11 protein-coding genes are annotated in these 14,549 nt (G+C 40.4%); 10 read left to right on the top strand and 1 reads right to left on the bottom strand.

Going from position 1 to position 14,549, the window contains the following annotated elements; all coding sequences use genetic code 11:
• Window positions 1-9: 9 nt before the first annotated feature.
• The 10 genes from AABS66_RS01850 to AABS66_RS01805 all read left to right on the top strand — a co-directional run bounded on the left by AABS66_RS01850 (window position 10) and on the right by AABS66_RS01805 (window position 13,879).
• Complete coding sequence (locus AABS66_RS01850) at window positions 10-3,417, top strand: phage tail tape measure protein (protein WP_430224484.1); 3,408 nt, start codon at window positions 10-12, stop codon at window positions 3,415-3,417.
• Window positions 3,418-3,420: 3 nt separating this feature from the next.
• Window positions 3,421-4,017, top strand: a complete 597-nt coding sequence (locus AABS66_RS01845) for a hypothetical protein (protein WP_430224483.1) — start codon at window positions 3,421-3,423, stop codon at window positions 4,015-4,017.
• Complete coding sequence (locus AABS66_RS01840) at window positions 4,017-4,601, top strand: hypothetical protein (protein WP_430224482.1); 585 nt, start codon at window positions 4,017-4,019, stop codon at window positions 4,599-4,601. Before AABS66_RS01845 ends, AABS66_RS01840 begins: the two co-directional genes overlap by 1 nt.
• A 48-nt stretch (window positions 4,602-4,649) precedes the next feature.
• Complete coding sequence (locus tag AABS66_RS01835; RefSeq protein ID WP_430224481.1) at window positions 4,650-5,309, top strand: hypothetical protein; 660 nt, start codon at window positions 4,650-4,652, stop codon at window positions 5,307-5,309.
• Window positions 5,310-5,366: 57 nt separating this feature from the next.
• A complete protein-coding gene (locus tag AABS66_RS01830) occupies window positions 5,367-5,765 on the top strand; it encodes a DUF6950 family protein (protein WP_430224480.1) in 399 nt (132 codons plus the stop codon).
• Window positions 5,766-10,019 (top strand): phage tail tip protein J-related protein, encoded by a 4,254-nt coding sequence (locus AABS66_RS01825; RefSeq protein WP_430224479.1) that lies wholly within the window; start codon window positions 5,766-5,768, stop codon window positions 10,017-10,019.
• A complete protein-coding gene (locus tag AABS66_RS01820) occupies window positions 10,009-11,004 on the top strand; it encodes a DUF6453 family protein (RefSeq protein WP_430224478.1) in 996 nt (331 codons plus the stop codon). The genes AABS66_RS01825 and AABS66_RS01820 overlap by 11 nt, the downstream gene beginning before the upstream one ends.
• A gap of 78 nt (window positions 11,005-11,082) precedes the next feature.
• Window positions 11,083-12,588 carry a hypothetical protein gene (locus AABS66_RS01815; RefSeq protein ID WP_430224477.1) on the top strand — a complete coding sequence of 502 codons (1,506 nt, stop codon included), beginning with the start codon at window positions 11,083-11,085 and terminating at the stop codon, window positions 12,586-12,588.
• Window positions 12,589-12,855: 267 nt separating this feature from the next.
• Window positions 12,856-13,122: a helix-turn-helix domain-containing protein gene (locus tag AABS66_RS01810; RefSeq protein ID WP_430224476.1), complete on the top strand. Its 267-nt coding sequence runs from the start codon at window positions 12,856-12,858 to the stop codon at window positions 13,120-13,122.
• Between the two features lie 199 nt (window positions 13,123-13,321).
• Window positions 13,322-13,879, top strand: coding sequence for a DedA family protein (locus AABS66_RS01805; RefSeq protein WP_430224475.1), 558 nt, complete (start codon window positions 13,322-13,324; stop codon window positions 13,877-13,879).
• 85 nt (window positions 13,880-13,964) lie between these two features.
• Here the strand turns inward: AABS66_RS01805 and uraH are convergent, their stop codons facing one another.
• Window positions 13,965-14,375, bottom strand: a complete 411-nt coding sequence (uraH, locus tag AABS66_RS01800) for a hydroxyisourate hydrolase (protein WP_430224474.1) — start codon at window positions 14,373-14,375, stop codon at window positions 13,965-13,967.
• Window positions 14,376-14,549: the final 174 nt, after the last annotated feature.

Below are 14,549 nucleotides of genomic sequence, written 5' to 3'. Positions count from 1 at the left end.
AAAGTAATTATGGCAGAACAAACCTCGCGCCTTGCGATCATATTAGATAGCACAGGCGCAAAAAGAAATGCAGACACACTGGCAACATCACTGGAGCGTTTAACGGAGCAGGGTGATAAAGCGTCAGGCTCAACTGATGAATTAGGGTTTTCATTCAAGCGTCTAGCAGCATCAGCCGCGGGCGCGATGTCTATTGCGTCAGTAATCAAAATGGCGGACGGGTGGGGGCAGGTTGCTGCTCGAATGAAAAATACACTTAAATCGGTTGAGGGTGACATCAAAAGTTATACTGATATTCAAGAGCGACTTTTAGTTATCAGTAACCGTAATGGTAAGAATATCGAAGATAGCCAGTTGTTATACATTGGTGCCGCAACATCAATGCAAGAACTTGGATATAACACCACGCAAACAATTGATTATATAGAATCATTATCATCATCAATGACTGCAAACGCATCAAGCGTAAATGAAGTTCTATCGATGCAAAATGCGCTTAATAAATCGATGATTGCAGGCAAGGTGGCTGGTGAAAACTGGAACTCGATAATGAATGCCACGCCTACTTTACTAGGTGATATTGCTAAACAGTTAGAAAAGCAAAACGGTGGTATTAAAGTCACCGAAATGGAAGTCAAGAAATTAGCAGCGGAAGGTAAGATCTCGTTTAAATTATTCGCTGATGCAGTAATGGCGGCGAAAGATGCAAATAACGCTTTAGCTGACAGCATGGATAACACAGTTGCAGATGGATTTACTCGTGTAACCAACTCAGTAAAAGCCTATTACGGCGAAATGAACCAAAGCCTTGGTATTACTCGCTCTATGTCGGCAGGACTAGCGAGTATTAGTGATAATTTTGATGAAGTAGCTACAACATTAACTGCCTTAGTCGGAATTGGCGCAGCTCGTTATGTAGGAAATCTAACTACTAGTATTTACGATAATACAAAAAAACTGGCTGATAACGCTATAGCTAATAGAAAGCTAGCTGTAGATAAAGTTAACGTTGCAAGGACGACATTAATTCAAGCTCAAAATGAAAAAGCAGTGGCATTAGCGGCGGTTGAATCAACAAAAGCACAGCAAGCAGCTGCAGCTACAGAAGTTCAGCGTATATCACTGAAAACTCAGTTAGCAAATCAAACAGCAGTACTGACAGCAGCAACCAAAGCGGAGACAGTGGCAACTGATGAATTAGCTGCAGCTAAAAATAGAGCAAATATTGCAAGTAGTCTTCTTAAAAGCTCATTAAATTTAATTGGTGGACCATTAGGTGCAGCAATGATAGCCGGTGGTGCTATTTATTATTACTGGCAGCAAGCGGAGCAAGCTAGAGAGAAAACTCGTGCATTTACTGATGAAATACCTGATCTCATTAGTAACCTAAAAAAGCTTAATAAGATTGAACTAGATGCGGCGTCAGTTAAATTAATTAAAAATATTACTCAACTTAAAGAGGACTTAGCTACAGCAGATGAAGGCATCGAAAAGCTCAAGGGCACATATGAAAGAGCGCAGAAGGTTGTTGATTCAGGTAAGGGGCTTTCATGGGATAGGCAAGAGGCAGTAGAGGCCGCTAAGAAAGCATCTGACGATTTGAAACTCGCCTATGCAGAACGACAAATAATAGTTACTAAACTTTCTCTGGCGGAAGAATCTCAAACGCAGGTAAATAAACAGCTCACATTAAGTTTTAAAGAACAAATGCAAGCCGCTCGCCAGCAGCAAGATGCTTTAGACACATTAGAACCTAAAGTAAAAATACTTTCAGATGCACAAGCATTCCTCGCTCAAAAAATTGGCATTACTACGAATGCAATGAAGCAGTTTAACGCTCAATCATTATTGTTGAATTACGGCGGTGATGATGCCAACAAATTTATCCAAGGTCTTAAGCAGCAGGTTGAATTATCAGAGAAAACAGGTAAAGCACGTGCTCAATTAGCCGCGGAACAAGCTGCAATGAGATCGGGCGCTAATCCTGAAGGTATTAAAGAAGCTATTAGGTTAGCAGGGATTGAGTATGACAACCTTGAAAAACAAAGGGAGTTAACTAAATCTAAAAATGCTACTTATTCTGAATCTGCCGCTCAAAAGCTAATCGGTAGCCTGAAAGAACAACAGGCTGTATTAAACCTACAAAGTAAGACGAATGACAAGCTTGGTTCACAAGAACAGGCTCGAGCTAAATTTCTTGATGAAATAGCTCAAATCAAAGGGAAGAAACAACTCACAGCCGACCAGAAGTCTTTGCTTGCCAATGAGGCGTTGATTAAGGCTGAATTTGATAAAAACGTTCAATTAGAACAGTACATCAAAAACCGTGAAGCCGAAGTCAAAATAGCCGCCTACAACAAGCAACTCATGGAAGAAACCGCACAGGCTCAGCGAGCGTATGATATGGAGCTTAAGGGCGCTGGTATGGGAACGCTGGCTAGAGGTCGATTACAAGAGGAGTTAAGGCTTAAAGAGGAATACTTGAAGAAACAGGAAGCGCTAACTGCACAGTTTAACGACAAATCAACAGGTATCACAAAGGAACAGTACGATAAAGAAACTCAAGTCATCAAAAACGAACTCGATAAGCGTTTGGTTATGATGCAAGTTCATCAGGCCAATATTGATGGGTTGCGTTTTAACTGGCAAAACGGGGTTGAGGAAGGACTTAGAAATTATGTTGATAATACTCGCAACTATAGCCAGCAAGCGGAAGGTTTCATCACCGGCACGTTGCAAAACATTACAGATGGTTCGGCTGATGCTCTAACTGACATTGTGACCAACTCTAAAAATGCGTTTGATGCGATTGGTGACTTCTTTGGCGATTTGTCTAAATCCATCATTAAAGACTTAATCCGAATTGCTATTCAGGCACAGATTACTAATGCGGTATCTGGAATGTTTGGTGGTGGCGGTATATTTGGCGGTTCTAGCTCAAGTGTCAATGCGTTTTCTACTGGAGCGTATGGAAATTTAAGTTTAACCGGTATGGCTCACAGCGGTATTGATAGAGTGCCAGAAACAGGCACTTGGTTGTTGGAAAAGGGCGAGCGAGTAATGACTCAAGATACTTCAGCTCGGCTGGATAAGCTACTGACAGAGTTTTCTAACGGCACACACCCTGATCAATATGCAATGAAATATCTTCACCCTGCAAGCCAGACTAATAACACCACAAATAATTCGAGCGTTAACAATGCAACTGAAACCAATGAAAATTCTCAGGCGACTATCACCATTCATCAAACTATTGAACAAACTATCTCTGTGAATGGAAATGGAGATAAAGCACTCATAAAAGCATTACAACAAGCAGCATCAGTTGGTGCAAAAAGAGGAGCTGATGAAGCGGTGGCTAGAATTCAGCGTGACTTTGCCACGAATGGAAACACGAGAAAACTATTAGAGAAATAAATTATGTCTGTTATCGAATGGCCTTCGGGTATTAACCCTAGCGAAATGTCATGGCGGTTAATTAGTAACAGTAAAACCTTCACCTCAGTATTCACAGGTAGTTCCCAAACAGTACGTTTCCCTGGCAGTAAATGGCATTGCTCACTCAGCTTCACAAACCTAACAGATGATGAATCAAGAGAACTTGAAGTTCTCATGGCATCGCTCGACGGTGAGAGTGGGCGGGTTAAGTTATCTCATTGGGCACGAAAAGGCGTTGCTAATATGGGGACGCCATTAGTGAGTGTGTCCAATCAAACGGGGCGATATCTGCAAACGAAAGGTTGGAAGCCGAATTCTAACGTACTGAGAAAAGGGGATTATCTTACTGTTAATAATGAACTAAAAATGGTGACCGAGAATATCAAAAGTGATGCAAGTGGGAATGCGGTTATTGCCATTTCCCCGATGCTTCGATATTCACCGGTTCTCAATGAGAAAGTGGAAGTTGCCAAACCGTATGGGATTTTTAAGCCGGTAGACAATGAGCAAGGGGATTTTCAATTTCACCCTTACTTACTGTCGGATGTTTCTCTTGAATTTGAGGAGGCGCTTTACTGATGATTTACCATCCCTTATCTGACGAAATGGTTAAAGCTATTAATGATGATTGCTATTTGGTTGTCGCGGCAAAGCTTGATTTAAAGTCAGGCGTGACGTGCGTTCATACAGGAACTGGCAATCTCATTATCGCAGGCGAAGTTTATCAAGGTGTGGGGCAACTTGGCGCAATTGAATCAGTAAAAGAGGGGCTATCAACCAGCCCAACTCAACTATTGCTATCACTAAGCGGTTTTGATTCAAAGTTAGTCGGTGAAGTGCTCAATGAACGCAGTCGTGGGCGAGACGTTCGTCTTATGCTGGTGGCAATAGATGAAGATAATGGGCAACCGATATTGGCGGATGTTATTTTCGCAGGGCAAATAGCGAATCTAAGCGTCACCACAGGTGAAGAGAATAAAATAGGGCTAACGGTATCAAACCGCTTTGAACGCTGGTCAATTGGGCTACCTGACCGCTTCACAGATGAATCGTGGTCTAAACGTCACAATGGTGACCGTATATTTCGATATGTTGCCCAGATGGCAGAGCGTTCGATTTATTGGGGTAGCAAAAAGGATGCGCCAGCTTTTATTTACAAATAAGTGCTGGCATCATGAATGCAATATTAATTCTGAAGTGGTGTTATTCCAGTGAAAAGATTAAATATAATTTCCTTGTTACTTATATCCTTAATATCTATAACTACTTGGGCTAATTCAAGTAAAGAATCAATACCATCGACAAAGATAACCGCTAAAAACGCTACTAGTGACTTAGATTCTGCTCCATTTGGATTTAAGTGGGGCGATGATTTAAATGAAGTTAAAAGCAAGCTTACGGGGCAATATGAAATAATTGAAGATCTAGATACATGCCCATTTACAATCGTAAAAGCGAATAGCTTAGATGAAGTAATAAAAGACACTGGGGAATATGAACTACTCATTATGCCAAAATATGAAGGTATTTCTTTCAGTGGGTTAATGGCGATCAGTTATAAAAGTAAGCCTGCAAATGTGCGGGAATATTATAGTCTTCTTAATAAAATTACTAATAGTCTAAAAAAGAAATATGGTGTGCTTCAACGTGCGAGAAGTATAGATACAATGGAGCGATATTATTTTTTTGAAGGTGAAAATCTGACTATTAATCTTACTGCGGATCAATACAAAGACTATTTTTCTATTGATTTAGAATATGCCTTCACAGGAGACAGGAAAAACCTAGAAACAGAACAAGGTTATTCTCGATACTACCTCAGTTATTCTATCGCAGAAGAAATATGTAAGAAACAACGAGGTCAGCATTGAAATTTTTAACACACAGCCCGCTAATATGGCGGGCTTTTTTATGTCTGGAGTAAGTAAATGCGATATCCTCAATGGACCATAAAATTACCTGAAACCTTAAGGGCGGCAATGAGTCGCCCTTTTTCATGGGGTGAGCATGACTGTTGTTTATTTGCGGCTGATTGCGCGCTTGCTGTATGTGGTATCGATATTGCTGAAAAAGCTCGTGGTCGCTATAAGACAAAATCAGGGGCTATGCGAGTCTTAAAGTCGGAATTTGGTGATTTAGAGTCGGGCCTATCAAGTTTCTTTATCGAAATTGAACCAACCAAAGCCACAAGGGGCGACATTGTTATGTTTAATGGTGATGAAGGTAAAACTCTTGGTGTGCTTTGGGCTGGCAAAGTGTGGTCTGTCACTGAAAGCGGGGTTTTACCTGTTAACCATCAACCAATCAAAGCATGGAGGGTCGAGTAGATGGGTAAAGTTGTATCAAATATCGTTTCTACTGGCTTAATGATTGCGGGTGCCATGATGGGTGGCCCAGCAGGTTGGGCTATGATTGCGGCGGGCATGGCAACTCAATTCGCAGGTTCAAGATTATTTAAAGATAAAATGCCATCAATGGGGTATCGAGACCAATCAGAACGCAAGCAAATGCTGCGTTCTGCAGTGGCGCCAGAGACTGTGGTTGTCGGTAAAACGGTGTGCTCAGGTCTTCTCTTTTTTGCAGAAGAAGAAAAGGGCGATCAGTCAGATGGTGAGCGCTTATTTATGGCCATTGCATTAGCCGCCCACCCGATTCATAAAATTGGCCGCATTTGGTTAAATGATGATTTGATAGAAACCTTTGGTGACAAGGTCAGTTACGAGTTTCATAACGGCCGCACCACAAGTGACCCGTATTTATTAAAGCATGCGCCCTCATGGAAAGATGACATGATCGGCGAAAATTTAGCGTGGTTGCGGTTAACACTGAAATACGATGCTGAAAAATTCCCTTATGGTGTGCCTAATGTCAAAGTTGAAATGTGGGGTAAAGAGGTTTTCGATCCGCGCATTGGTAAAGACGTTTGGACTGATAACGGGGTATTACTTGCGCTTGATTACTATCGTAGTTATCTCAATGTACCTGATTTAGAATTAAATTTTGATGAATTTAAAACAGCAGCAGATTTAAGCTATGAGCCGGTTGTTACCCCGGAAGGGAACACGGAACCCCGCTATACCATCAATGGGGCTTATGAGCTTTCTGAATCACCATCATCACTACTTGATCACATGCACCGGTGCATTGCTGCTGAGCCCACTTATGTTGCAGGTAAGCATGGCATTCTGATGCAAGCATACAATGGCCCAGCGGTATTACGCATTGAACCTAATCAAATCATCGACACCGTTAACATCACACCTGAACTTGCGCTACGTGATGCAACTAATGCGATTTACGGTACATTTGTCGATGCTGAACAGCAATATGTTAAAACTGATTTTGAACCGGTCATTGTTGATGAATGGATTGAGGAAGATGGGCTAGAGATCAAAGAAAACATCGATTACCGCTTTGTCACTAGCCCATACCAAGCAGCACGCCTTTCTAATTTATATCTACGCAAAAAGCGCGCGGGTCGTCGCATACAATTAAAAATGAATATGGATGGTTATGCGTATAGACCAGGGGATGTTTGCTTACTTAATTTACCTCACATTGGCATACAGAACTTTGAGTGTCGTGTGGCTGAGTGGAAATTTCACCCGCAAGAGGGGGTTGATATTCTCCTCGAGGAAGACGGAGCTTATATTTATGAAGACATTATAGGTAAGCCTTTCGTTCGACCTCCATTCACTGTTTTACCCACTGGCGGGGTAGCCCCACCGCTTAACCTTGCTTTTGTGGCCACTAATATTGGTGAAGTTGTTCAGGGCTATTTGAGCTGGCAATCAGCGGCTGCAGATGTTCGCTATAACACAGTAAACATCATTGAAAATGGCAAAGTAATACAGTCAATCCAAGTGCCTCAAGATAGAGTTGATTTATCGGGCCTTGTGCACGGCTCTTATCGTGCCGAAGTCCGTTCTATCAATGCGGCTGGTGCGATGTCTGCCCCTGCCATTGTTGATTTTGATATCCAAGCCCCACCTAAACCCGTGAGTGTTGAAATGGTCGGCGGCATGTTCTCACTGACTTGTATCCCTCATGGCGGCGAAACCGCGCAACATGGCTATACGTTTGAGTTTTGGTTCAGCGACAAGAAACTGGCCAGCACGAATGACACTGAAGTCACTAAAAAAGCCAATCGCCAAGGCCAAGGGCAATTCTGGAGTAAAGAGAATTTAAAAGCTGGCACTGATTATTGGTTTTATGTTCGAACTGTTAACAGCTACGGAAAGTCTCCGTTTGTTGAAGCCATAGGAAAGGCTGACGGAACGCCAAAGGATATGATTGATGAGTTGGGAAATAATTTCCTCAGTAATGAAGCTGGCCAGCGAATGGAGTCTCGAATTGAGGATATTGAAGAAGAGCAAGTCAATATCAAACATGACATCGTTGATGTTGATAGCAAGACAATTGAACTTGATAACAAAGTTTTTCAACTCAATACGAACGTTGAAATTGTGGGTGAAGCTGTCCTGCAGAATGTGCAGTATACAACGCGCGTAAACTTTAAGCTGAATGAGGAAGTTAAAGATCGTAAAGCGGAAATCTTTGATATCAAGCAAGTGCAAGTTGCTGATAGAGAAGCCGCGGCACTTTGGCAGACTCAAACGAGTGCAACGATAGCTTCTAATACATCATCAATTTTAGAAGTTAAACAGGCACAAGCCACGTATGAGAAAGCTTCAGCGGAAAAAATCGACCAAGTAAAAGCCGATGTTGATGGCGTGACAGGGCGAGTCACACAGGTGGAAAAAGCGACAGCCACGCTGGAAAAAGCACAGGCCGAGTTCAAGCAAACCACAATTGCAGAATTTGGCGATATTTACGGAGCGATCACCCGCATGGAAATTGCGAATACAAACAAGGAAATCGCCCAAGCCGAAACCGCAATGCAGACTATTGCAAGCTTTAGCAAAATGACTGACCGCTTACGCACTTCAGAAGCTAGCATTTTACGGAATGACAAAGCGATTGCGACAGCTGACAAAGCGATAGCGGAAACGGGTGTTCAGCTTAAAGCGCATATTGATGATACTGCTGCAAATATCACTGAAATAAAAAAGGTTCAGGTTGAACAAGACAAGGCACTCGCACAAACCCGAGAGCAGCTCACTGCGGATATTAAAGCGGGTGATGACAAACTGAAGGGGGATATTGATAAACAGGAGCGCGAACTGTCGGATGTGAGTAGTGTTGTTGATTCTCAAAAAACGGCTATTGCTAATTTGGAAGAAACGACAACAGAAACGAAAGAAAATCAGCAAAGTATCTATGAAGAAATGCATGCTAACTTTGCACAGGTACGTAAAACCCAAGCGGATCAAGCATCGTCACAGGCTGAGGCGATTTCTCAAACTACTGCTGAAGTCAGCAAGGCACGTAATGACAATCGTAAAATCAAAGCGCAGGTTCAGCGTAATGAAAAAACGATTGCAGACAACGAAAAGGCTCAAGCTGCATTAGAAGAAAAAGTCTCTGCGCAATATGATGAAACGGAAGCGGCATTTGTACGCGTCACAGAGTCAATCGCTGAGAAAGACAAGGCCCAAACCCAGCACACCGAGCAAACTCGCGCAGAGCTGCAGAAAAACATTGATGAGAAAGGTCAGCAAATCGATGAACAAGGAAAAGCCATTGATAAGCAAGGTAAAGACCTTTCTGACGTCAGTTCAGCAGTGACTAAAAATACCAATGCGATAGCTGACACTAATAAAACCGTTGCAGAAAACGAGGAGAAAACAAGTAGCCGTTTTGAGGGTAATGAAGCCGATATTGCCCATATGCAGAAAACAGAAACAGACAAAGAGTCTTCCCAAGCGGAAACCCTTTCACAGTTAGCTGTTCAGTATATGAAGCAGGGCAAAGATGCCCGTTTAATTAAAGCTAGCATCATTGAGACCAATAAGCTTATTGCGACCAATGAAGTGGCCCATGCTGAAAAGTTCTTACAGCTAAATGCGCAGTATGAACAAAGCAATGCTCGCTTTACTCGTATTGAAAAAGCGATTTCAGATAATGAAAAAGCTCAGGCCAGCACTAATGAGACAATTCAATCTGAAATCAAGGATACCAAGGCGGCAATTGAACGACGCGCCGAGACCTCAGTTGATCATAAGGGAAATGCTTCATCGGTATTTAGCATCAAATCAGCGGTTATGCTCAATGGCCAGTATTATGAAGCACAAATGATGATCGGTGCGACAGTAAAAAGCGGCAAGGTTGTCACACAAATTGGTTTTAGTGCAGATACTTTCGGTATTTTCAATCCAGCAAGTGGCAAGTTAGAGCCTGTTTTCTTTGTCGAAAACGGACAGGTGTTTATCAATGAAGCGTTTATCAACAAGGCCATAATTGAAAAAATTATTGTGGGAAGTGATTTGCGCTCTAAAAACTATGATCCAGTTAAGCGGATCGGCTCAAGGATAGATATGGTGAATGGGATAGTCGAAATTTACGGATCTGATAATGCAGGTTCGATGATCCAAAAAAATAATGAAATTTCGATGTATGACAAAGATGGAAACTTACAATTGTTCATTGGCAACTGGAAAGGGGGGAATTTTGGCGTATGACGTTTATATGTTTAATAAAATTGGTTTAAAAAATCCCTATGGGCTTTCTGGAACAAGGAGTTTTAATTATTTAAGAACGATTGATGTGCCTAGAGCCCCGCTAGGCGAGTGGACTTATTCCCATGAAGTGACAGTGACGGAAAAATCACCTGACACTAAATTGATAGCCGTTCCCTTCCAAGCAACAAATGCTTGGCTTGATGACATGGGATGGTTCAATCATATCGTAATCGAAAATATAGGCGTTTCAGGCAATAAGGTGAGAGTTGGGCTAAGAACATCATATTTTTACAAGAATGACTATCGAGGATATACAGATCCAGCTGCTAGGCTGCATGTTTTTGAAACACATAATGAGAATACGCGCTTAGGCTGGGGGGCTTACATAAAGGGGGCGACTGACTTTACGGCCATAACAAGTAACACTCAACTCGGTTTTATTGTGTGGTCATATAGTGGAACAATAACAGACGCAATGACATTACCCAGTAACTTGCCTAATCGTGATTCTCAACTGGTTCTTGCTTATTGGGATCACCCTAGCGCAGTTGTTGAGTATGACCATATTACTAATCGCGTATTAACACCTGGCAATACAGTAAAGATGGATATTATTATCATTCAAAGCGGTTTTACTCCACCATTAAAAAAAGGGGATAGTGGTCTGTTTTTGTTTAATAAAATGGGGCAGCCTGTTATTACTAATCACTATCCACCCATCAAAGCACCAGGAACTATTCACATAGGAAGAAGTGAATCAAAAGTGTATGACAGGCCATTAGTTCCCTTGGCTCGATACGGGGTATTTTTTACTGGTTCATCAAATAACAATCGGTGTTGGCATGGTGGATTAAGGATGCTTAATGGTGCTGTTAGCGTAAGGCAAGGGTCTTATTATAAATTTGGCTCGCATAAAACCGCTGCAGGTAATGCGTTTTATTCTGAGTGTGACACCATTGTTTTAAATCGAGATGACTATTTTTAATTTCTAAAAAGTTACCAAATTCTAACTAGGCCGCTTAATTGCGGTTTTTTTACGTCTAAATTTCGGAGAATCAATCCTATGTATAATATCGGTACCGTTACCACCACAGCGAATAGTCCAAAAATAACAGGGACAGGCACACGCTGGAAAGATAACAGCACGCTTGTCTCAGTCGGACAAATTGTGTTGATTGAAAATGGATCCACTCTAATCATCAACTGCATTGATTCGATTGAAAGTAACACGGCTTTAACTCTGGGCTTTCCTGTATCAGCAAAACTGACGAATGTTAAATATAGAATTCTAACAACAATGATTGACTCTATTTCTGACGGAGTTAATAAAGCAACAGCACAAGTCATTGCTAGCGAGATATTCACTGATATTTTCACTGAGTTGATGACAGGTACAGGCACCCTTGAGTTTGAGCTGCCAAATGGCCAGAAAGTTAAATTACGCACCGAACATGAAAAGGATAAGCAGCTAGATGGGAAACTTGATAAAAGTGGCGGTCAAATAACAAAAAATGACCAAGCTCTAGCAATTAAGGTGGCAGGAGAAAATCAAGCAAACTACATTGGTTTCTTAGATGCTTCAGGCTATCGAAGAGGGCTTGTTGGATACGGGAACACAACTGATGATTTTGCTATTAGTAATACGCGCTCTGGCATTACATTAAAATTGACTGCAAATGGAAAAGCATTAATTGGAAGCGCCGAAATAGTGAAAGTGGGTGATTATGGGATAGGCACTATCGATGGGATGGCAATACCTAACAAAGACTATAATGATATCCAACGTAATGGGTTTTATGCAGGTCCAGGTGGGGTCGCTGATATTTTAAATAAGCCACCACAAACAACGGGTGGGAATCCTGTTTACGGTGCGGCTATTATGGCTTCCCGTAATAGTAATGAGGCTTTCTTAATAGCAGGTCATCGCTCTGAAGTGGTCTATAGAGCTAAAACCTCAGGTGTATGGAGTGACACTTATTTAAGGTTTTACACAACAGCAAACACAACTAAAGATTCAAATGGCAACTTAAAAGCAGCATCGCCAATTGTTAAAGTTTTTGCTGATGACATTGAGTTAAATGATGAATCCGAAGGTGTTAAAATGGAACATCTTGGTGTTGGCCATTACCTCATTAAAGGTGTTGTGGGCTTTAATGCCGATGGTGCATGGGGTATCAATAACGGCTTTGTTATTCCTCAAGACCATAACGGTAAAAACATGGTTCTCATTGATTACGAGGTGAGACCTGATGGTGATATTGAAGTTTTTGTTTTCCACCAACAGAACGCAGATATGCCAGAACGTTTCCAGAACAAGCGCATTAAGCACTTTGATGAAGAAGGTGTGCCCGTTTACTTCGAAAATTACGAACCTTGTGATGTACCTGAATCGCGCTGGATAGACATGCGTGTCGAAATGCCACCTAACTCACTCTACAATCAAAAGCAAGCTGAAGCTGAGAGACTCGCTAAGCTAGAAGCAGAGCGATTAGCGCAAGAAGAAGCTAAACGTATTGCTGAAGAAGCGGAAAGGGCTGAGCAGGAAGCTGCGGAACACGTAGAGCAGTAATAAAAGCTAATGCGCCATCTCGAGTGGTTGGCGCATTTAGAACATTATCTAATCATGTGAATTCTCCAATTTTGGTATTCAATTACTTACTAAATGGGCAGCTAAAGGGTATGCAAAGGTAGAGTTGGAAGTCGAGTAATGAGATTTTTAATACTTACAGCATATGATATAAAGTAAATGTTTCCATATATTATTAATTAGTCCATAAAACAGCCGCTATCTTCAAGGCTTTTTATATAAATACTAATTAATAATAGGAGATTTTTAATGAGTAACCAAAATTCGATTTCAAATCATATTGCTTGCAGTCTTCGTCAATTGAGGATAAAAGCTGGGTTATCAGTATTTGAGCTATCAAGAATGGCGGGAATAGAGAGTGAGCAGCAACTATATCGTTATGAATATGAAATTGATAAGATAGGAATAGCGGAAGCAGTTGCTATATTAAAAGTATTAGATGTTGACGTTGGGATTTTTTTTAGTAATTTGGATATATATAAAACTATAATTGTATATAATGGAGATATAAATTAAATTTATTTAGATAAAATTTAATTTTACTTGAGTTATATAGCAAAAGCCAACTTTAAACAGTTGGTTTTTGCTATATAAGGAGGAGTGATAAAGTGATGGTTATGCTAGTATATGGCGGATTTATTTAATTCTCGCAATTGAACTAATTACATGATATTTATAGTTTTTGATAAACTTCATAATAAAGGTTAATCATAATATGTCGGAGGCATTATCTCACTGGATAATTGAATATGGATACTTAGCTGTCTTTCTGGGTTCCATGATTGAAGGAGAAACGGTAGCTTTTTTATCTGGTATAGCCGCACATAATCAATTACTTTCTTACCCTAAAGTAGTTATAGCAGCCTCTTTAGGTGGGATCATTAGTGATAATATACTGTTTTTTATAGGTCGTTATTTTGGTGCGCAAATTTTACCCAAACTCCATACCCAAAAAGATAAAATAGCATATGCGCAAAAATATATTCAGCAAAATGAAAATTGGGTTGTTATAGGTATTCGCTTTGCTTATGGGTTGCGGACAATAGGACCTATTATTATTGGTGCTAGTAATGTAAGGCCATTTAAATTTTTTATATTAAATCTTATCGGTGGTTCGATTTGGGGGACTGTGATAGTTTCTGTAGGATATTTTATTAGTAGGCTGGTTCTTTCACTACCAGTTCATTTTTCAATAAGTATACTAATAGCTGCAGGTATATTGTTGTTGTTAGTTTTTTGGAGAAAGCATCTATTAAAAAAAATGAGAAAGTAGTATGTGATGGTTACTTGTGGTTATATCATACGAATGCAGTATCAATTCCTGATTAATACTGCATTGGTTTATAAGTTGGAAAAGGTTAATTTCCTCTATATGTTGAATAGCCATATTGGTTTAAAAGCAAGGGAATATGGTAATGTTCATCTAAATTATCTATTTGAAATTCAACGGGGATTTCAGGGAAGAAACTATGTTTACCTTGTTGCTTAAAATATTCACCAGTTTTAAAAATGACTCTATAGTCTCCTATAGAAGGTTTCTCAGGACTATCAGGTAAGATAGACATAATTCTACCATCATTACTTGTCTTTTCTGTGTTTATGAGTACCCAATTGTTTCCCTGCTTTTTCTCTAATGTAACCTCAACATTAGAGGCTGGCCTCCCTGTTTGCTGATTAAGAATATGAACACTTAAAATACTATTTGATGCTATTGAAACAACTGGAGCTAAAATAAAAGGAATAAATAATAAAAGTAGATTTTTTTTCATTTGGATATCCTCTATTGATAAATTGAGGATACTTTATCAATAGAGGCTAATGATTGGCCTTACAGCTTGATTACATTTTTTTAATCTAAGTTGCGTCATAAGAAAATTTAATGAGTTACAGCTAATTAATGTATATTTTTTTATGGACAGAAAGGGGAGCTGAAATCATATCAC

Origin of the sequence: Providencia sp. SP181, from assembly GCF_050446505.1 — a bacterium.
Lineage (GTDB): Bacteria > Pseudomonadota > Gammaproteobacteria > Enterobacterales > Enterobacteriaceae > Providencia > Providencia vermicola.
Note: the sequence above shows the minus strand (reverse complement) of the source record. Positions and strands in the feature narration are given on the sequence as shown.